The 18,365-nt window shown below is 71.8% G+C and carries 18 protein-coding genes; 17 read left to right on the forward strand and 1 reads right to left on the reverse strand.

Annotation, left to right across the window (positions count from 1 at the left end):
- The first annotated feature begins 1 nt into the window (after position 1).
- From ACFZBU_RS42125 to ACFZBU_RS42160, 8 genes are all read left to right on the forward strand, one after another.
- Positions 2–472, forward strand: a complete 471-nt coding sequence (locus tag ACFZBU_RS42125; RefSeq protein ID WP_391589078.1) for an XF1762 family protein — start codon at positions 2–4, stop codon at positions 470–472.
- Complete coding sequence (locus ACFZBU_RS42130; protein WP_391589079.1) at positions 469–2,469, forward strand: VirB4 family type IV secretion system protein; 2,001 nt, start codon at positions 469–471, stop codon at positions 2,467–2,469. The genes ACFZBU_RS42125 and ACFZBU_RS42130 overlap by 4 nt, the downstream gene beginning before the upstream one ends.
- Positions 2,466–4,901 carry a type IV secretory system conjugative DNA transfer family protein gene (locus ACFZBU_RS42135; RefSeq protein ID WP_391589080.1) on the forward strand — a complete coding sequence of 812 codons (2,436 nt, stop codon included), beginning with the start codon at positions 2,466–2,468 and terminating at the stop codon, positions 4,899–4,901. Before ACFZBU_RS42130 ends, ACFZBU_RS42135 begins: the two co-directional genes overlap by 4 nt.
- 33 nt (positions 4,902–4,934) lie before the next feature.
- On the forward strand, positions 4,935–5,984 hold the full coding sequence (locus ACFZBU_RS42140; RefSeq protein ID WP_391589081.1) for a replication-relaxation family protein: 1,050 nt from the start codon (positions 4,935–4,937) through the stop codon (positions 5,982–5,984).
- Between the two features lie 4 nt (positions 5,985–5,988).
- Positions 5,989–6,963 carry an NlpC/P60 family protein gene (locus tag ACFZBU_RS42145; RefSeq protein ID WP_391589082.1) on the forward strand — a complete coding sequence of 325 codons (975 nt, stop codon included), beginning with the start codon at positions 5,989–5,991 and terminating at the stop codon, positions 6,961–6,963.
- Complete coding sequence (locus tag ACFZBU_RS42150; RefSeq protein WP_391589083.1) at positions 6,960–7,796, forward strand: hypothetical protein; 837 nt, start codon at positions 6,960–6,962, stop codon at positions 7,794–7,796. Before ACFZBU_RS42145 ends, ACFZBU_RS42150 begins: the two co-directional genes overlap by 4 nt.
- Before the next feature lie 203 nt (positions 7,797–7,999).
- Positions 8,000–8,971, forward strand: coding sequence for a hypothetical protein (locus ACFZBU_RS42155; RefSeq protein ID WP_391589084.1), 972 nt, complete (start codon positions 8,000–8,002; stop codon positions 8,969–8,971).
- Between the two features lie 86 nt (positions 8,972–9,057).
- Positions 9,058–10,029 (forward strand): hypothetical protein, encoded by a 972-nt coding sequence (locus ACFZBU_RS42160; RefSeq protein ID WP_391589085.1) that lies wholly within the window; start codon positions 9,058–9,060, stop codon positions 10,027–10,029.
- A gap of 114 nt (positions 10,030–10,143) precedes the next feature.
- Here ACFZBU_RS42160 and ACFZBU_RS42165 read toward each other — a convergent pair whose 3' ends face one another.
- Positions 10,144–10,914 carry a helix-turn-helix domain-containing protein gene (locus tag ACFZBU_RS42165; RefSeq protein ID WP_391589086.1) on the reverse strand — a complete coding sequence of 257 codons (771 nt, stop codon included), beginning with the start codon at positions 10,912–10,914 and terminating at the stop codon, positions 10,144–10,146.
- A 355-nt stretch (positions 10,915–11,269) separates the two neighbouring features.
- Between ACFZBU_RS42165 and ACFZBU_RS42170 the strand changes: the two genes are divergently transcribed.
- The 9 genes from ACFZBU_RS42170 (at position 11,270) to ACFZBU_RS42210 (ending at position 18,364) form a co-directional block, all read left to right on the forward strand.
- Positions 11,270–11,785: a hypothetical protein gene (locus ACFZBU_RS42170; protein WP_391589087.1), complete on the forward strand. Its 516-nt coding sequence runs from the start codon at positions 11,270–11,272 to the stop codon at positions 11,783–11,785.
- A gap of 191 nt (positions 11,786–11,976) precedes the next feature.
- Positions 11,977–12,624: a hypothetical protein gene (locus tag ACFZBU_RS42175; RefSeq protein ID WP_391589088.1), complete on the forward strand. Its 648-nt coding sequence runs from the start codon at positions 11,977–11,979 to the stop codon at positions 12,622–12,624.
- A gap of 63 nt (positions 12,625–12,687) precedes the next feature.
- Complete coding sequence (locus ACFZBU_RS42180; protein ID WP_391589089.1) at positions 12,688–13,434, forward strand: SAF domain-containing protein; 747 nt, start codon at positions 12,688–12,690, stop codon at positions 13,432–13,434.
- Entirely contained in the window at positions 13,434–14,267 is an 834-nt protein-coding gene (locus ACFZBU_RS42185) for a hypothetical protein (protein ID WP_391589090.1), read from the forward strand. The genes ACFZBU_RS42180 and ACFZBU_RS42185 overlap by 1 nt, the downstream gene beginning before the upstream one ends.
- Positions 14,264–15,643, forward strand: coding sequence for a CpaF family protein (locus ACFZBU_RS42190; RefSeq protein ID WP_391589091.1), 1,380 nt, complete (start codon positions 14,264–14,266; stop codon positions 15,641–15,643). The genes ACFZBU_RS42185 and ACFZBU_RS42190 overlap by 4 nt, the downstream gene beginning before the upstream one ends.
- Entirely contained in the window at positions 15,640–16,554 is a 915-nt protein-coding gene (locus ACFZBU_RS42195; protein ID WP_391589092.1) for a type II secretion system F family protein, read from the forward strand. Before ACFZBU_RS42190 ends, ACFZBU_RS42195 begins: the two co-directional genes overlap by 4 nt.
- The gene (locus ACFZBU_RS42200) at positions 16,551–17,447 is read left to right on the forward strand and encodes a type II secretion system F family protein (RefSeq protein WP_391589093.1); all 897 of its coding nucleotides are present in this window, start codon (positions 16,551–16,553) and stop codon (positions 17,445–17,447) included. The genes ACFZBU_RS42195 and ACFZBU_RS42200 overlap by 4 nt, the downstream gene beginning before the upstream one ends.
- A gap of 68 nt (positions 17,448–17,515) precedes the next feature.
- Positions 17,516–17,842, forward strand: coding sequence for a hypothetical protein (locus ACFZBU_RS42205; protein ID WP_391589094.1), 327 nt, complete (start codon positions 17,516–17,518; stop codon positions 17,840–17,842).
- A gap of 6 nt (positions 17,843–17,848) precedes the next feature.
- Entirely contained in the window at positions 17,849–18,364 is a 516-nt protein-coding gene (locus ACFZBU_RS42210; protein WP_391589095.1) for a TadE/TadG family type IV pilus assembly protein, read from the forward strand.
- The last annotated feature ends 1 nt before the right edge of the window (position 18,365 follow it).

Consider the following 18,365-nt stretch of genomic DNA (forward strand, 5'->3'; position numbering starts at 1 on the left):
CGTGTCCTGGTCCGATGCCAGGGCCCTCGTCGCGCAACTGCATCGCCACTATCGCCCGCCGCCGGGCTACAAGTTCGCCATCGGGGTCGCCGACGAGAACGACACGCTTCACGGCGTCGCGATCGTCGGCAGACCGGTCGCCCGGCACTACAACGCGGACAAGTACACGCTCGAGATCACGCGGGTGGCGACCGACGGCTCGAGGAACGCCTGCTCGATGCTCTACGGCGCGGCCTGGCGGGCCGCGAGCGCCCTCGGCTACCGCCGCCTTATCACGTACACCCGCGTCGACGAGTGCGGCGCGAGCCTGCGCGGCGCCGGTTGGCGCGTGATCGCCACCCGCCCGCCGCGCGGGGGGTGGAACACACCCTCGCGCCCACGAGCGGTCACCGGCAACGAGCACGTCGCCCGGCACCTGTGGGAGCCCGCCGCGTGCCACCACCGTCACGACACCCACGGGGAGAGACCGTGAAACTTCCGATCCGTTTGCCCACGCGAAGCCGCCGGGCCGCTGCCCGACCGGCCGACGGGATCTCGACTCCGCGCGAGCTGCTTCCGGACGCGATCGTGGTGCGCCCGCGCATGCTCGGCGTCAGCGGGCACCTCTCCTCGACGCTGGTGGTCACCGGCTACCCGGCCGAGGTAGGGCCGGGTTGGCTCGAGCCTCTCCTGGCCTACCCCGGGCGCCTGGACGTGGCCCTGCACATCGAGCCCGTCCCCAGCAACATCGCCACCCAACGCCTGCGCAAGCAGCGCGCCCGCCTGGAGTCCACCCGCCGCCAGGACGCCGACAAGGGCCGCCTGGACGACCCGGAGACCGAGGCCGCCGCGGCCGACGCCGCCGACCTCGCCTACCGCGTCGCCCGCGGCGAGGGAAAGCTCTTCCGGGTCGCGCTGTACCTGACCGTCCACGCCGACGACGAACCCACCCTGGGCGACGAGTTGGGCGCGGTCCGCGCCATCGCCGAATCCCTCCTGTTGCGTACCGTCCCCGCCACGTTCCGGGCGCTGCAGGGCTGGATCTCCACCCTGCCGCTGGGCGTCGACCTGCTCGGAGTGCGCCGCACCATGGACACCGCCGCTCTGTCCGCGGCATTCCCGTTCGCCTCCCCGGACCTGCCCACGCTCGACCCGGCCGAGGCCTCCGCCCCCACCTCCGGCGTCCTCTACGGCGTCAACACCATGAGCTCCGGCCTGGTCATGTGGGACAGGTGGACCCAGGACAACCACAACTCGGTGACGCTGGGCCGCTCCGGCGGCGGCAAGTCCTACCTGACGAAACTGGAGTTGCTGCGCTCCATGTACGACGGGGTCGAGGCGGCGGTCATCGACCCGGAGGGCGAGTACGTGCGTCTGGCCGAGGCCGTCGGCGGCACGATCATCGAACCCGGCGCGCAGGGCGTGCGGTTGAACCCGTTCGACCTACCCGTCCTGCCACGCTCACGGCGCAAAGACGCGCCCGCGCCGATGGACGACGTGCTCACCCGGCGGGCGCTGTTCGTGCACACGCTGCTCGCCCTCCTGTTCGGTGGACCGCCGTCGCCTACGGAACGCGCGGTGCTGGACGGCGCGATCCTGGCCACCTACCGCAACGCCGGCATCACCTCCGATCCGCGCACCTGGTCGCGTCCGGCGCCGCTGCTGTTCGATCTGCAGACGGTCCTGGCCGACGAGGGCTCCGAGACCGCGTTCGAGTTGGCTGCGCGCCTGGCCCCGTACACCACCGGCACCCACCGCGGCCTGTTCGACGGCCCCACCACCACCCGCCCCGATGGGCACCTGATCGTGTTCAACCTGCGCTCGTTGCCGGAGGAACTCAAGTCGATCGGCATGCTCTTGACGCTGGACGCCCTGTGGCGTCGGGTCACTGATCCCGACGACCGCCGGCGGCGCCTGGTCGTGGTCGACGAGGCGTGGCTGCTGATGCGCGACGGCGAAGGCGGACGCTTCCTGTTCCGCATGGCCAAGGCCGCCCGCAAATACTGGGCCGGCCTCGCGGTGGTCTCCCAGGACGCCGAGGACGTCCTGGGCACCGAACTGGGCCGCGCGGTCGTCTCCAACGCCACCACCCAGATCCTCCTGCGCCAAGCACCCCAAGCCGCCGAGGTCATCGCCCACGCCTTCGACCTCTCCGGCGGGGAGCGGGACTTCCTACTCTCCGCCGAACGCGGCGAAGGCCTCCTGCTCGCCGGCGCGAACCGCGTCAGCTTCGCCGCCCTGGCCTCGGACGCCGAACACACCCTGGTCACCACCGACCCGGCGGAGATCGCCGACCACACCTACGGCGACTACGACCTCGAGACGAACGAGTACGGCGACCAGGACGTCCTCGACGACGCCGACGACCTGTTGGACCCCTACGGCGAACCCGATACCTATACCGACGGAGAAGCGGACGACGGCCCGACCTCCCACGACGACGAGGAACCGGCCCCTGTCGAAACCCCGCGCGCGGGGACGCCCCGATGAACGCGGGGGGACACGCTTCCGGAACCGCCGACAGCCCGCTGGGCCGCTTCCTGACCGACCCCTCCGGCACCTGGGAAACCCTGTCCCGCGCGGCCACGGCCCTGATGACCACCTGGGCACCGATCACCGTTCCCGTCCTGGTGATCCTCACCGTTCTGGCGACCACCGGCCGCAACCGGCTGCGCCGGCGCCAGCGCGAACACTGGGCCCTGGGCGCCCGGTGCGTCACCATCCAGGCGCCCCCGAAGGTCGAGCCCGCGAGCGGCGCGGCGCTGTGGGCCCAGTTGTCGGGCCTGGCGCTGCCGTGGTGGCGTCGCCTCCTCGAGGGCCAACCGCACCTGGGCTTCGAATACGACTGGACCGCGGGCGGGTTGACCGTTCGCATGTGGCTGCCCGGCCCAGTCCCCTTCACCCTAATCCGCCAGGCCATCCAGGCCGCCTGGCCCGGCGCCCTCACCGAACTCGAAGACGCCGGCTCGGCGCTCACCCCCGGACACCTCGTCACCGCCGGCGCGATGCGCCTGGCCCGCCCCGAGGTCCTGCCCCTGCAGACCAAGCACGACGCCGACCCGCTGCGCGGACTGCTCCAGGCCGCGAGCGACCTCACCGGCGAACAGCACGCCCTGGTTCAGATCCTCGCCCGCCCCGCCACCGGCGCCCGCCTGCGCCGCGCCCGCGCCGCGGCCCGCAACCTCAAGGCCGGCCACGGCACCGGCGGCCGCGCCGCCGCCGTCGCGGGACTGCTCACCCACCGCCAAGCCAGGGGAGCGGCGGTGAAGGCCGACCCGGCACACGGCGCGGAGACCCGGCACAGCGTCACGAAACTGACCGGACCGCAGTGGGCGGTCAGCATTCGCTACGCCGCCACCGACATCGCCCCCGATGGGGACGTCCCGGAGAAGGAACACCCGGCCACGCAGGACCGACTGCGCGGCCGGGTGCACGCGCTGGCGACGGCGTTCTCGATCCTGGCCGGCCAGAACTGGCTCGTCCGGACCCGGCTGCGCAACCCGAGCACCACGATCGCTCCGCGCCGCTTCGACGGGCGGGGGAGCCTGTTGTCGGTTCCCGAACTCGCCGCCCTGGCCCACGTCCCCCTGGACGCCGACGCCCCCGGCCTCACCCGCGCCGGAGCCCGCTCCGTCGTCCCACCCGCCCGCATCCCCGCTCCCGGCCCGGGCACCGACGTCAAACCCCTGGGCGTGTCCGACGCGCGACGCTCCCGCGCGGTGGGCGTGCACGTGCGCGAAGGCCGCCAACACCTGCACGTGGTCGGCGCCACCGGCTCCGGGAAATCCACGCTCCTCGCCAACCTGATCCTCGACGACGTCCACGCCCGCCGCGGCGTCGTCGTCATCGACCCCAAAGGAGACCTCGTCACCGACGTCCTCGATCGCATGCCCGAAAGCGCCGCGAACCGCGTGGTGATTCTGGACCCCGACGACCCCCACACCCCGCCCAGCCTCAACATCCTCGAGGGCGACGACATCGACGTCGTCGTCGACAACGTCACCGGGATCTGCCGCAAGATCTTCTCCTCGGCCTGGGGCCCGCGCACCGACGACATCATGCGTGTCGCCTGCCTGACCCTGATGCGCTACTCCCGCGTCACCGGCAAAGTCGTGAGCCTCGCCGACGTCCCGTCCCTGCTCGGCGACGCCTCCTACCGGGCCCGCGTGGTTCCCACCGTCAAGGACCCGGTCATCGCCGGGTTCTGGCGTGGCTACGCGGAGATGAGCGATCCCGCCCGCGCCACCGTCATCGCCCCGCTGATGAACAAGCTGAGGGCGTTCCTTCTGCGGCCGTTCGTACGCGCCACCGTCGCGGGCGGCCCGAGCACGTTCGAACTCGGCTCCGTCCTCGACGGCGGCATCTGCCTCGTCCGCGTCCCCAAAGGCGCGTTGGGCGAGGAAACCATGCGCCTGATCGGCTCGTTCGTCGTCGCGAAGGTGTGGCAGGGAGCCACCCGCCGCTCCCGCCAAGCCGAGGCCGACCGCGTCGACGCCGCCCTGTACATCGACGAGGCACACAATTTCCTCACGCTCCCGTACGGCCTCGAGGAGATGCTCGCCGAGGCCCGCGGCTACCGACTGGGCATGGTCCTCGCCCACCAGCACCTCGCCCAGCTCCCCGACGACCTGAGCCAGGGCATCAGCGCGAACGCCCGTACCAAGCTGTACTTCCAAGCCTCCCCCGAGGACGCCAAGGTCCTGGAGCAACACACCAAACCCCTCCTGGTCGCCCACGACCTCGCCAACCTCGGCGCCTACCAGGTCGCCGCACGCGTCCTGGTCGAAGGAGCACCCGCCCCGGCCTTCACCCTCACCACCACACCGCTGCGCCCGGCGATCCCCGGACGCGCCGACGCGCTGCGTACCGCGGCCCACGACCGCGTCGGCGGCAAGGCCCCGACCGGCCCGCACCGGCCCTGACGCGACTCACGATCCCGCCCGGAGGTGCCCGACATGCCCACCCACTACAGCGTCCGTACCGCCCTACGCCGACCCCGCCCGCAGATGACCCCCCGCAACGCGGACGTCGCCGCTCTGACCTACCGGTTGACCGCACTCGACCGCTGGCTCGTCCGCCTCCTGCACGACCACGACGTGCTCACCACGAATCAGATCATCACCCTGACCGCACGGGGCCACCGCGCGACCTCACGGCGTCTGTCCACGCTTCACCTTCTCGGTGTCCTTGACGCGTTCCGGCCCTTCCTTACCACCGGCAGTGCCCCGTACCACTACACCGTGGGTCCGGCCGGCGCCGCTATCCTGGCCGCCGCACGCGCCGTCGACGTCCGCACGTTGCGCTGGCGGCCGGACGCCACCTCCCGCATCGCCCATTCGCCGTGGCTGGCCCACGACGTCGGGCGCAACGAGTTCATGGTCCGCCTGGCCGCCGACCACTACCACCGACCCGAAAACCGCATGACCCTGTGGGCCGGCGAACACGTCTGCAAGGCGCTCTGGGCGGACCACATCCACCCCGACGCCTACGCCCACATCACCCACACGCCCACCGACGGCGGCCGCCGTCGCACCGTCGCGTTCTTCGTCGAGCACGACACCGGCAGCATGCGCCCCGAACGCGTCGACGCAAAGCTCGCCGGCTACGCCGCCCTCGCCGCCTCCACCCACCCGCCCACCTCCACCCTCGTCCTCGTCCACGCCTCGACCCCCGGCCGGGAAAAGGCCCTGCGCACCTTGCTGGGACCCACCGCCACCGCACTGGGTGTGCCGGTGGCCACCACGAACTCCACCGCCCACGACACGGATTCGCCCCTGGCCGACATCTGGCTGCCGATCGGAACGTGCGCGGAACGCACCACCCTGCTGGGACTGCGTCGCACCTTTCCCCAGGCGGGCCCCGCACCCGTTGCCCCCGGCACGTGGACCCCCGACGCCGCCGACCCCCAGACCCACGGCGCGTTGCCCTGGCCGCCGACGCCACCCCTGCCCCCACCCGTGGTCGGCCCCATCACGGACCCGGCTCCCCACGGAGAGGTGGGGTGACGAGATGGGCGTCCTCGGAAAGGTCGGCGCCGGCTGTGGTGCGGCGTTCCTCGCGCTGGTCGTGATCGCCGGGGGCCTGATCACGGCCATCGTCCAGGCGATCGGAAGCGCGGCATCGGACACCGTGAACGCGGCCTCGAACCTGGCGAACGCGAGCGAACGCGCGAAGGCGGACATCCCGCCCGGCTATCTGGCGCTGTACCAGCAGGCCGCCGCGACCTGCCCCGGCCTGTCCTGGACCGTGCTCGCCGCGATCGGCAAGGTCGAGACCGACCACGGCCGCAGCCCCCTGCCCGGCGTCAAGTCCGGCGCGAACGGGAGCGGGGCCATGGGCCCCATGCAGTTCATCGCCGACACGTGGAACACCTACAACCCGCCGGGCACCAAACCCGGCGGCACCCCGAACGTGTACGACCCCGCCGACGCCATCCCGGCCGCCGCCCGCATGCTCTGCGCCGAAGGCGCCCGCGACGGCCGCGACCTGAGGAAGGCGATCTTCGCGTACAACCACGCGACGTGGTACGTGAACCAAGTCCTGGAACAGGCGGACGCGTACACCGCCGTCGAACCCGCGACCGCGACCATCGGAGCCCCGACCGAAGCGGCCGCGAAGGCCATCGCCTTCGCCCGGACCACCATCGGCACCCCCTACGTGTGGGGCGGCGACGGCCCGGCCGAGGGCGGCTACGACTGCTCCGGGCTGACCAAGGCCGCCTACGCCAGTGCCGGCATCAAGCTCGAACGCGTCGCCCAGGACCAGTACTACTCCATGCCGCGCCTGCCCGCCGGAACCCCGATCCAGCCCGGAGACCTCGTTTTCTACGGCACCCCCAGCAACGTGCACCACGTCGGACTCGCGATCAGCGCGGATACGATGATCGAGGCACCACGCCCGGGAGTCCCGGTACGCGTGGGGCCCATCCGTTACCCCGGAAACGACTACATCGGCGCCACCCGACCGACCGCGAGCCGGCCATGAGCGTCACCCGACCGCTCGCCCCGGGGTGGGACATCGACGCGGAGATCGCGGAACTCCGCGCCCTGATGCGCCAACTCACCGCGGCGCTGGTAACTGTCGCGGTCCTGGCGCTGGTGTTCACGGCCACCAACGTGACGAGTTTCGCGACCGCCCACGGCGTGCAGACGCAGATCGCCTGGCTACTCGACCCGATGGTCGCGCTGGGCCTGGGCGCCGGGCTGCTCACCGACGCGAAACTCGCGGTCCACCGCGCCCGGCCGCCGGCCTGGGGCGTGGTGCTGCGCTGGTACACCGGGGTGAGCACCCTGGCCATGAACACGTGGACGTCCTGGTGGCCCGACGGCCGCGTCGGCGTCCCCCGCGATCCGGACGTCGCCGGGATCATCCTGCACTCCATCCCGCCGATCCTGGTGATGATCCTTGCGGAAGCCGTTGCCGCCTATCGCCGCCGCATCAACGCGCTGATCGCCCACCGGGCGGCAGGACCAACGCCGTTGCCCTCCCGCCCGGTCCCTGCAGCGACCGCTGAACCTCGCCTGGCGACGTCCACGTGGGCGGTCGAACCGCAGGCCGACGAGCCAGCCGGCGCACCGCAGACGTCCGACGAGGCACCGGACGTGGTCGGGGCGACCGGGGGCGGATACCCGGAGCAGCTGTACTCGGCGGCCTGGCGCGTGGACCAACGCAGCCGCGCGCTCAACGAGAAGCCCGCCTCCGTACGGCTGTTGCGCCGGCAACTGCGCATCAGGCAGGACACGGCCGTGCATCTGGCCGCTTGGCTTCGCGACGTGCCGGACGAAGCGGGATCCGACGGGGGTGACCTGCACGGGTAACGAAAGCGATACCCGGATCGGCGCCGCGGGCCGTGTCGGGTACCGCTTTCGTTACCCGGGCGCCGACCTGCGGCGGTACCGAAGGCGTTACCGAACCCGCGGACGTCAATCATCCAAAGTCCATTGCGTCAACGTAATAGACTATGTAATGTCGTTGGCGAACGGATTCGCGGAGGCGCACCACCGACCCCACCGGAGACACCGTGATCACGACCGTCGAACCCATCTCGATCGGCGCGTACGACACCGCCCAGCGCGACCATCGCGAGAACAACGCCGCACGGCTCGCCGACCTCCTCGCCCTGACCCTGACGCGCATGCGGGCCGACGCCCACGCCCTCCTCCTGCCGACCGAAGACGTGCTGCCCGTGTTCGAGGCGCCCGGTGACCCCGCCCGACCGCTGGTTCTGGACCGGGGCCACAACGTCGTCCTGCGGATCGCCCACCGTCACCTGCCCCGCGTCACCGACCCCGACCTGTTCGAACTCTGGCGACCCCTGTCCCCGGAGGACCCCGACGCGCACCTCGCCGTCATCGACGCCCTGCGCAGGGAGGGCGCTCTCCTGCCCCGCTACGCCGGACTCGCCGGCCGGGAATGGCTACCGCTGAGCGAGGAGGCCGTGAAGGAGGCCGGCGGACGCCGCGTGCGTTGGGCGGACCCGTACGCCCGACACCTCGCGCCCGACGGATTCGCCGCCGAGGAAGCCCGGTTCCAGGTCGCGGCGGACGCTCTCGCCCGCTTGCTGGCGGATACCCTGCGCGCGATCCACCCCGCAGCGCACTACCTCGTCTTCAGCCTCGAACACCGCCTCGGCGAGGACCGGGCGGACATCGACCTCGCGTACATGCTGGGCGCCGACGGACGCCTCGTGCAGGACATGGACATGCCCAACGACCCCACCCCCGGTCCCTTGCCGGAGCACCTGCGCGCCGCGTGGGGCCGACCGCCCGGATACGAGGACTTCGTCGAGACGATCCGACAACTCCACGGCCGGGGCTTCCTGTTCGACGAACTCCCCCGAGCGGAGCACCGCCTGCCGCAGGCCCCCCGGGGCGCGGACTACATGTACTGCCTGCGGCTGACCCCTCACGCGCTCGCGGCGCACTTCCACGGCCGCCGCAGCGCCGGTACCCGGTACCGCAGGCTCCAGCCCTACCCGCCCGCCCTCGGCTGACGTCCGTCCGGTGGCGCCCGGGAACCACGGCGGGCGCCACCGGACGAACGCCCCGAACCGTCGTTGTCCCACCTCAGGGAGGAAAGATGACCACCCTCATCGGCAACACGTTCGGCGCCCTCGTCGCGCGACACGAGGATCACACCGCCGCCCTCCGGCGCGAACTGGGAACGATGTACGCCGAGGCCCTCGTCGACCTCGCCGGCCCCACCGCCCACGCCCTGACCGTGAACTACAACCGCCTGCCGAGCCACAGCCGGCCCGACCCCGTCCGCGACCCGCGCCTGTGCGTCATCGACGCGTTCGGCGAGTCGGTGCTGCGGCTGCTGGACGGCTGGATCCCGCCGCTGACGGCACCCCGGCTCCGGGACTACTGGGGAGAGTTCGATCTCACCCGACGCGTCTCGCACGAGCGTGTCCTCGACCACCTGCGACGCATGGGGGCACTCTTCCCCGTGATTCGCATCGGCGACGACAGGCACGAGTGCCTGCCCCTCTCGGACGCTGCGGTCGAGCAGGTCGGCGGCGAACGAGTCCCCGCCAAGGGCTCCGCGAATGCCTTCGCGACCGACCCCTCGGACGCGCAATACGAGATCCTGCGCACCGCGCACAATGACCTCGCCCGCCTGATCGCCGACACCATCACCGAACTGATACCCGACGCCGCCTACATGACGGTCGGCATCTGGGGCGACCACATGTACAACTACGAGGACACCTACCCGATGTACGTCCTCGACGCGCGCGGCACCGTCCTGCACGAACTCTTCAACGACCTCGACGTCTCCCGACTCAGCGCGCGCACCCGCGCCGGCTGGGGCCGGCACCTGCCCGACTTCCCGACCTTCCGCATGGCGATCACCTCGTTCGCGCGGCGCGGCGCACTGTTCGACGAACTCCCCGACGACATCCGCGAACTGGACCACATCACCGAGAACGAGCGCTACTGCGTGGTGCTGCGCTCCGGTGTGCGCGTCGGCCTTCCCGACCCGGACGAGATTGAGCACAGGCTCTCGTACGAGTCCCCGATCCGGCCCTACCGTCCGAGTCCCGCCTGACCATCCCCCTCGGCCGCCGCGCCCCGCCCACGCGGCCGGCCACCCGTGACCCCGTGCGCACCTCCCCCGCGCACGGGGTCACTTCATGCCGTCACCCTCTGGCGCGCCGGGGCGTCAGCCGGCTACCGTGGGCTCGTACATCACGAACAAGCGCCATCCTGCGGCCAATTGGGTCGTGGTCGCGTACACGTCGTGAGATCCACCACTGTCGGCCGCGACCTCGAAGGCCCCGGCCCGCGCGAGCAGGGCGACATCCTGGCTGTGCCAGTACCGGGCGATGCCCGGCAGCGCCAGCAACGCCTTCACCACGGCCGCCACCTCCGGGTCGAACGGCCGCCGAACCCACAGGTCCCGCGCCACGGCCACCGCCGTGTCCCGCAACCGCTCGATGTCGGCGAACCGCTGCGCCGCGACCGGACCGAACGTCCACAACAGGGCGTTGGCCCAGGGACCCTCCGTCGAGGCCCCCAGCCACGCTCGGAAGCCGGAGGTCGCGTCGACCAGGTTCAGCGCGTGGTCGAACAGCGCCGCCCGCCCGGGGTCCAGGCTTCGCACGAGGCTGCGATAGAGCTCGGTGGGAACGGGATCGGGCCGGCGCGGACCCTGGATGCAGGCCGCCGCGAGCAGGGACAGACGTTCGTGTTCGGCCTCGGTCATGTCCAGGGCGGCGGCGACGCGGCACAGCATGGTGGGACTGGGAGCGCCGTGGTCACCGCGTTCCAGGGCGGCGTACCAGCGGGCACTCACCCCGGCCAACGCCGCGACGTCATTCTGTCGCAGGCCCGGACCGCGGTGCCCCAGGTGCACGGCGCCCGGGTCGATGCGGGCCCGGCAGGTGACGAGCAGGTGGTTCAGGTCCTCGCGACGTATTTCGTCGACGTCCAACGATCATCCCCCCACGCGGCCACGACCCCATGCCGCGGCGACCGAAAATCGACTTGTGTTTTCCTCCGGCTCAAACGCCTGTGTTCAATACTCGCGTCACATCCTGTCACTTTCCGATTACTTCCGTCGAGTCTGTTTATGCAGGTGGGAATTGGTACGTCACAGAGTGAAGATCAAATAGGCAAGATCAGGGAGGCATGCTCACGATGGCAATCAAACGGCATCACTTGGGACGACCTACCGTTTTCTCTGCAGGTCAGGGACTATGTGTGATCCGCTGGCGTGACCGCATGATCACCGGAACCGCCTCGTGCGTCGTGTCGGCGGAGGAAAGGGACGGGATATGCGGGGCACGATGACGGCCATCGGGCTGGCCGTACTGGCGGTCGCACTGATCGGATGCAACTCGAACGACTCCTCCACCGGGAAGAACACGCTGCCGCCTTCGACAACGAGCACCACGCCTGCGGCGTCGGCCGCGCAGGAGGAGGCCCTCGCGACCTACCGAGGCCTGTGGAGTGCAGCGGTCAAGGCTGCGGCCACGTCTGACCACCAGTCTCAGGAACTGCGGAAGTACGCCTCGTACGAAGGCCTGGCCTACTTCGTGGGCACCATACTGACCAATTCCCAAAAGGGCCTCGTCGTCAAGGGAGAGCCGAAGCTGGCCCCGCACACAACACAGGTGTCCGACGACAAGGTCACGATCGCAGACTGCCTCGACGACTCCCGATGGCTGAAGTACCGCGCGTCGGACGGGCAACTCGAGGACAACGTGCCGGGCGGACACCACCGAACCGAGGCAGTGGTGACGAAGTCTTCCATCGGTTGGAGGGTCAGCAAGATTACGGTCGAAGGGACGGGAACGTGTTGACGACGCGAACCGCCTTAACCGGCGTCGGACTGGCGCTCCTGGCTTCTCTCTCCGCAGGGACCGCGCACGCCGGTGGATGGGGCGACGGTTCCGGAAGCGGCGGAGTCACATGCGGCGAAAAAGAGTGCACCATCAACGCCGGCAACAATCCGGGGACGAGCGGCCCTGGCGGCACACAGAACACGACCCCCGTGGGCGCAGGCAGGAATCCTGGAACCACGACGCCGGAACAGACCTGGCTCCAAAAGATCCTCGACGGCCAGGTCGATGTGTTCCTGCCCGGTCAGACCGCGCCCAGCCGGGTGGGTCGGGGTCCCGGTCTCGCGCCGCCCGCCGGAGCGCCGCCCGCCCCGCCCTCGCCCCAGGAGGTTGCGCAGGTGGCCGTGTCGCAACTGCGTCTGCCCTCGCCGGTGATCGGCACCAGCCCGGCGAACGAACAGATCGTGAACGTGCCGACCTGGCTGTGGATCGCTCCCGCCGCGTGGGCACCGGTATCGGCAACAGCCGCGGTCCCGGGAGTCTCGGTCACCGCGACCGCGACCCCGCAGCGGGTGACGTGGACCATGGGCGACGGATCCACCGTCGAGTGCGCCGGCCCCGGCACGCCGTACTCCAGCCGGTTCGCCCCGGAGTCCGCGTCTCCGGACTGCGGACACACCTACAAGCGCTCGTCGGCGTCGCAACCGGGCGCGGCGTACCCGGTGGCGGCCACGGTCTCGTGGACGGTGACCTGGGCGGGCGCCGGCCAGACCGGCGTCGTACCGGGCATGCAGACCACCGCACAGGCCACCACACGGGTCGCCGAGGTCCAGGCCGTCGTCGTGAACTACCGCTCCTGACCCCTATTCCCTGACGCGACGTCAACTCGAGAGTTCCACCGGACATTTGATGGGAGGCGAGTCGTGGGTACCCCCATGCCCGATTCGGCCGCACGCACGGTCCTCAACGGCGGCCACGCACGGGGTTCCACCGCCCGGACGCCCTCGGGCGAGGCACGGCGCGGCGCGACAAAGAAGCCCCCGCCCGCGGCGGGCGAACGCCGCCGGCGGCACGGCCGGCTGTGGGGCGGCATCGCGCTGGTCGTCGTCGCCGGCCTGGCGTTCGCGTTGATGGCTCAGCGCCTGGGCGACCGGCACAGCGTCCTCGCGCTGTCCCGCCCGGTCCCGGCCGGGCAGGTGATCGCGGACGCGGACCTGCGTCGGGTGCAGGTGGCCGAGGACGGCGGCCTGGGGTTGTTCCGCGACGGTGATCGGGCGCAGGTCGTCGGCCGCGTTGCCCTGGTGCCGTTGGAGGCCGGCGCGCTGCTGCAACGGTCGTTCCTCGGTGACGTCCAGGCGTTCCCGCCTCCCGGGCAAGCCGTGGTGTCGGTGTCGATCAAGCCCGGCGGCGCCCCCGCGCAGGTGCGCGAAGGACAGCGGGTGGCCGTGATCGAGGCGGCACAACCGGCCCCTGCCGCGGGCACGACCTTGGCGACCGCCCCTCCGGCGCCGAGGGTGGTGGCCACGGTGGTCACCGTCGGCGGCCCCGCCGCCAACGCACAGGACTTCACGGTGAGTCTGCTCGTGGAGATCCCTGCGTCACGCGTGGTCACCGCGATGCGCGAACCACGCCTGGTGCTCCTGCCCGCGACGACGGCGGAGGCGCCGTGATGCGCCGGATGGTAGTGGTCGCCTCGGTCAAGGGCGCCCCCGGGGCCACGACGACGGCGCTGGCCATGGCCACCCAATGGCCCGAAGCCACGGACGCAGCAGGGGAGATGCCCCGCACCGGAGAACGCCCGGTCCGCCTGCTGTTGGAGGCGGACCCCTCGGGCGGCGACGCGGCCGCGTGGCGCGGCCTGTCCGACACCCCCGGTCTGCTGGACCTGGCCGCTTCCGTGCGCCACGCCTCGGACCCGGGCGACCTGATCGCCCGCTGGGCCCAACCCCTCACGGAGGTGGGCGCGTTCCTGGTGCCGGCCCCGGCGAGCGCCGCCCGGTCACGCGCCGGCAGCGAACTCCTCGCCCGCGACCGGTTCGCCGCGGTGCGCGCCTCCAACGAGGCCGCGACATCGGGCGTCCTGGTCGTCGACGTCGGCCGGCTCGGCCCGGTCGAGTCGTCGTGGGCGGCCGCTGCCGACGCGCTGGTCCTGGTGTGTCGCGGCGGCGTGGACGCGCTCGCGCACGTCGCCGCCGGGATCGAGGAACTCAAGGCCACCGCCTCCTGGATGTGCCTGGCCGTGGTGGGCCCGTGCCCGTACCCGATGGCGGAGATCGCCCGGAACCTGGGCCTGGACCGCGTGCAACACCTGCCGTGGGACCCCGACGCGGTCGACGCACTCCGCCGCGGCACGCCGCTGCGCCGCAGGCGCGGGCGCCGGACCCTGGGCGCGGCGATGGAGGACCTCATCCGCGAGGTGCGCCGCCACGTCGAACTCCCCGCCCGAGCCCCTCGACCACCCTCGGTACCCACGACCGGAGCCGAGAAGGGAACACAGCGATGAGCACTCCCGAAGGCCCCGCCCACCTGCCGTGGGTGGGCCACGAGCAGACGCCGGGCAGCGCCGAGCAGGCCTACGCGGCCGCGCTGCGCGAACGCATCGGCCCTCGCATGACCGCGTACGCCCAGAGTCTGGAGGACGCCGGCCGGCCCCCGCAGACCGTCGCCGAGCGCGAGGACACCGTCCGCAGGCTCCTCGCCTCCGAACTGGCCACCGACACCTCCGCGCAGTTGCAGGCCGGGCGGGCCCCGCTCGACGAGCTCGCTGAGGCCCGGGTGACCCGCCTGGTCGTGGACGGCCTGTTCGGCCTCGGCGGCCTGGAGCGTCTGCTGCAGAACCCCGAGATCGAGAACATCAACGTCAACGGCTACGACAACGTGTTCGTCACCTACGCCGGCGGCCGCAAGGAGCGCGTCGAACCGTTCGTGTCCAGCGACGAGGAACTCGTCGAACTGCTGCGCACCGTCGCCGCCCGCTCGGGCGCGGAGGAACGTCGCATCGACCGCACCCAGCCGAGCCTGAACCTGCAGCTCCCGGACGGCAGCCGTCTGTTCGCGGTCATGTTCCTGACGCCGCGGGTGTCGCTGTCGATTCGCCGGCACCGGTTCGCGCAGGTCACGCTCGACGCCCTCGAAGGGTTGGGGGTCTTCGATCGAGAGCTGAAGGAGCTGCTCGGCGCCTTGGTGCGGGCGCGCATGAACATCCTGGTCGCGGGCGGCACCAACACCGGCAAGACCACCGTGCTGCGCGCGCTTGCGTCGGAAATCCCGCCCGACGAGAGGCTGATCACGATCGAGGACACCTTCGAGCTGGGGCTGGAACGTGACGAGAAGGCGCACCCTGACGTGGTCGCCATGCAGGCCCGCGAGGCCAACCTCGAAGGCGTGGGTGAGGTCGACCAGGCCGAACTCGTCCGCAAGGGTCTGCGGATGGCGCCCGACCGGGTGATCGTGGGCGAGATCCGCGGCTCCGAGGTCGTGCCCGCCTGCAATGCGATGTCCCAGGGCAACGACGGCAGCCTCAGCACGATCCACGCCTCGACGTCCGCCGAGGTGTTCGTCAAACTCGCCGCCTACGCCGCGCAATCCCCCGAACGCCTGTCGATGGAGGCCACGAACCTCCTGGTCGCGGCCGCCGTGGATTTCGTCGTCCACGTCGGCTGGTCCACCGACCATCGGCGCGTCGTCACCTCCGTCCGCGAGATCGTCGGCGCCGACGGCCCCCAGGTCGTCTCCAACGAGATCTACCGACCCGGCCCCGACCTGCGCGCCGTCCCCGCGACCCCGGTACGCGCGGAGACCGCGGCGCGCCTGGCCCGCGTCGGCTGGCAACCCGGAAACGCCGGCTACCCCGGCCCCGGGTGGGCAGGCCGCCGATGAACGCAACGGTGCTGCTGTGCGGACTGCTCGGCATGGCGGCGGCCGGCGGCGTCGTCCTGGCCGCGGCTGGATGGCGCGGCACCCCCACGCGCCCGGAAGCCGACACCCACCCCACCCCCACCCCACGCTGGCTGCTCGCCGCACGGGAGATCCTGCGCCATCAACGGCTGGTGCTCGCCGCCGTGGTCGCGGGCCTCGTCGCCGGCGTCCTCAGCGGCTGGCCCGTCGGCGGACTGCTCACCACCATCGCCGTGCTGCTGGTGCCCCGCATTGTCACCCCGGACCGGGGCGCGAAGGAGCGGACGGAGCGGATCGAGGCGGTCGCGGTGTGGACCGAGATGCTCCGCGACACCCTCTCCGCCGCCGCGGGCCTGGAGCAGGCCCTGCGGGCGACCGCCACCGCCCCGCCGCTCGCGCTGGAGACTCCGGTGCGCGCGTTGGCGGCACGGATCGAGGCGGGGGAGCGGCTGCCGGACGCGCTGCGGGCGTTCGCGGACGACGTCGACGACCCCACCTGCGACCTCGTCGTCACCGCTTTGATCCTGGCCGCCGAACGCCAGGCCCGCCAACTCGCCGCCCTGCTCGGCACCCTGGCGGAGGCCGCCCGCGAGCAGGTCGTCATGCGCCTCAAAGTCGACGCCGAACGCACCCGCGTCCACAGCAGCGTCCGGATCGTCGTCGGCACCACCCTGGCCATGGCCGGCGGGCTCGTCCTGCTCAACCGCACCTACCTTGACCCGTTCGACACCGGAGCGGGACAACTCGTCCTCGCCGCCGTCGGCGGCCTGTTCGGGGCGGCGTTCGCGTGGATGGCGCGGATCGCCGCGATCCCCGCGCCCGCCCGCCTCCTGCAGAACCCCACCACAACCCCCACAACCTCCTCCGCGTCGCGGGAGGCGATGTCCTCGTGATCTGGGCCATGTTCCTCGGTGCCCTTGCCGGCGTCGGCGTCCTCATCGCGCTCAAGGCGGCGTTCCCGCCCCGCGTGCCGCTCTCCGAGGCACTCGCCGCATTGCACCGCCCGGCTGCGCCCGCGCCCGTCGCCGACGCCGAGAGCGAGGGCTGGTCCGCGCACGCCGGACGCGTCCTGGTCCCCGCCCTCCTCGCTCTGGGGCTGCCAAGCACCACGCTGCGCCGCGACCTGGGCGTGGTGGGTCGCAGCGTGGAGCGCCATCTCGCGGAGAAGGCGGCCGCGGGCGTCGCAGGGCTGCTCATCCCGTCCTTGTTCCTGGGCCTGCTCACCGCCGGGGGAGCCCTCGACGGCGGCATCGTGATGCCGGTGGGAGGGGCATTGCTCCTGGCCGTTGCCCTGTTCCTGGCTCCGGACGCGGACGTGCGCGCCAAGGCGCGGGCCCGGCGCGCGGAGATGCGCCACGTCCTGTCGGTGTTCCTGGACCTGACCGTTGTCTCCCTGGCGGGTGGCGCGGGGGTTGACCAGGCGCTCCACGATGCGGCGTCCGTGCCTCGCGGCTGGGCCGCCAATCAACTGCGCGGCGCGCTGTCGACCGCGGCGCTCACGCGAACGGCCCCGTGGGAGCCGCTGGCGCGACTCGGCGAGCAGTTGGACGTGCGCGAACTCCAGGAACTCGCCGCGACCGTCGCCCTGGCCGGTTCCGAAGGCGCCAGGGTCAGGGCGTCGTTGATGTCGAAGGCCATCGCCATGCGCTCCCGGCAACTCACCGACGCCCAAGGCGCCGCGAGCGCGGCCACCGAACGCATGACCCTTCCGCTGGCGGTCCTGTTCCTGGGCTTCCTGCTGTTCATCGGCTACCCCGCCGTCTCCGCGGTGACCAACGGCCTGTGACCCACCCGCAGTCTCACAATCCCCGACGGCACGACCTCGACAGCTCCACGCACACAAGGAAGGCACCGATGAGTACCCCGGACGAGACCAACACCACCCCCGGCGACGACGAAACCCCCACCCCCGAACCGCCCGAACCCGGCCGAGACTTCCGCGCTTCGGCGCGGGCGTTGTGGCGCCGGCTGCGCACGGAGGACAACGGCTACACCACCGAGACGCTCATCGTCACCGCCGCACTCGTGGCCGCCGCCATCGCCGCCCTCGTCATCCTCCGGAACAAGATCATCACGAAGGTCAACTCGATCAACCTCGGGCTGGACACCGTCGACGCCGCAACCCACACCGCCACACACACTGCGGTGACCGCCGCCCACGCCCTCGTGGCCTTCCTCTAGAGCGCCATGACCACCACGATCACCCGCCCACCCCCTCGACGGGCCGCCCACGCCCCGGACCCCGCCCCCACCCGCCCGGGGCCTGTTCCGGGGCGCGCCCGCCGCGTGCGCGCCAGGCTCCGCGACGACTCGGGCGCAGTGAGCGCCGAACTCGCGGTGATCACACCCCTGTTGATGCTGATCCTGCTGCTGATCGTGCAGTTCGCGCTGGCCATGCACGCCCAACACGTCGCGCAGGCCGCCGCCTCCCGCGCCCTGGCCCAGGCCCGCGCGGACGGCGGCACCGCCGCCGGGGGGCAGGCGCAGGCCGAGGCGGTCCTGGCCGCGATCGGCGGCCGCACACTCCAGAACCCGTCGGTCCAGGTGACCCGCGACGGCACCACGGTACGCGTGGTGATCAGGGGCAACACCGTCTCGGTCGTCCCCGGCATGCACCCCGGCGTCAAAGCCGTCGTCTCCGGCCCCGTCGACACCTTCCGGCCCGACATCAGCGAAGCCGCAACCTCCGACACGAGGCGATGAC

This window comes from Embleya sp. NPDC008237, assembly GCF_042956465.1.
GTDB lineage: Bacteria > Actinomycetota > Actinomycetes > Streptomycetales > Streptomycetaceae > Embleya.

Coding starts and splice junctions, on each gene's coding strand:
- ACFZBU_RS42210 (WP_391589095.1), top strand. CDS start 17,849: ATGACCACCACGATCACCCGCCCACCCCCTCGACGGGCCGCCCACGCC.
- ACFZBU_RS42160 (WP_391589085.1), top strand. CDS start 9,058: ATGACCACCCTCATCGGCAACACGTTCGGCGCCCTCGTCGCGCGACAC.
- ACFZBU_RS42185 (WP_391589090.1), top strand. CDS start 13,434: ATGCGCCGGATGGTAGTGGTCGCCTCGGTCAAGGGCGCCCCCGGGGCC.
- ACFZBU_RS42145 (WP_391589082.1), top strand. CDS start 5,989: ATGGGCGTCCTCGGAAAGGTCGGCGCCGGCTGTGGTGCGGCGTTCCTC.
- ACFZBU_RS42205 (WP_391589094.1), top strand. CDS start 17,516: ATGAGTACCCCGGACGAGACCAACACCACCCCCGGCGACGACGAAACC.
- ACFZBU_RS42195 (WP_391589092.1), top strand. CDS start 15,640: ATGAACGCAACGGTGCTGCTGTGCGGACTGCTCGGCATGGCGGCGGCC.
- ACFZBU_RS42170 (WP_391589087.1), top strand. CDS start 11,270: ATGACGGCCATCGGGCTGGCCGTACTGGCGGTCGCACTGATCGGATGC.
- ACFZBU_RS42190 (WP_391589091.1), top strand. CDS start 14,264: ATGAGCACTCCCGAAGGCCCCGCCCACCTGCCGTGGGTGGGCCACGAG.
- ACFZBU_RS42150 (WP_391589083.1), top strand. CDS start 6,960: ATGAGCGTCACCCGACCGCTCGCCCCGGGGTGGGACATCGACGCGGAG.
- ACFZBU_RS42135 (WP_391589080.1), top strand. CDS start 2,466: ATGAACGCGGGGGGACACGCTTCCGGAACCGCCGACAGCCCGCTGGGC.
- ACFZBU_RS42140 (WP_391589081.1), top strand. CDS start 4,935: ATGCCCACCCACTACAGCGTCCGTACCGCCCTACGCCGACCCCGCCCG.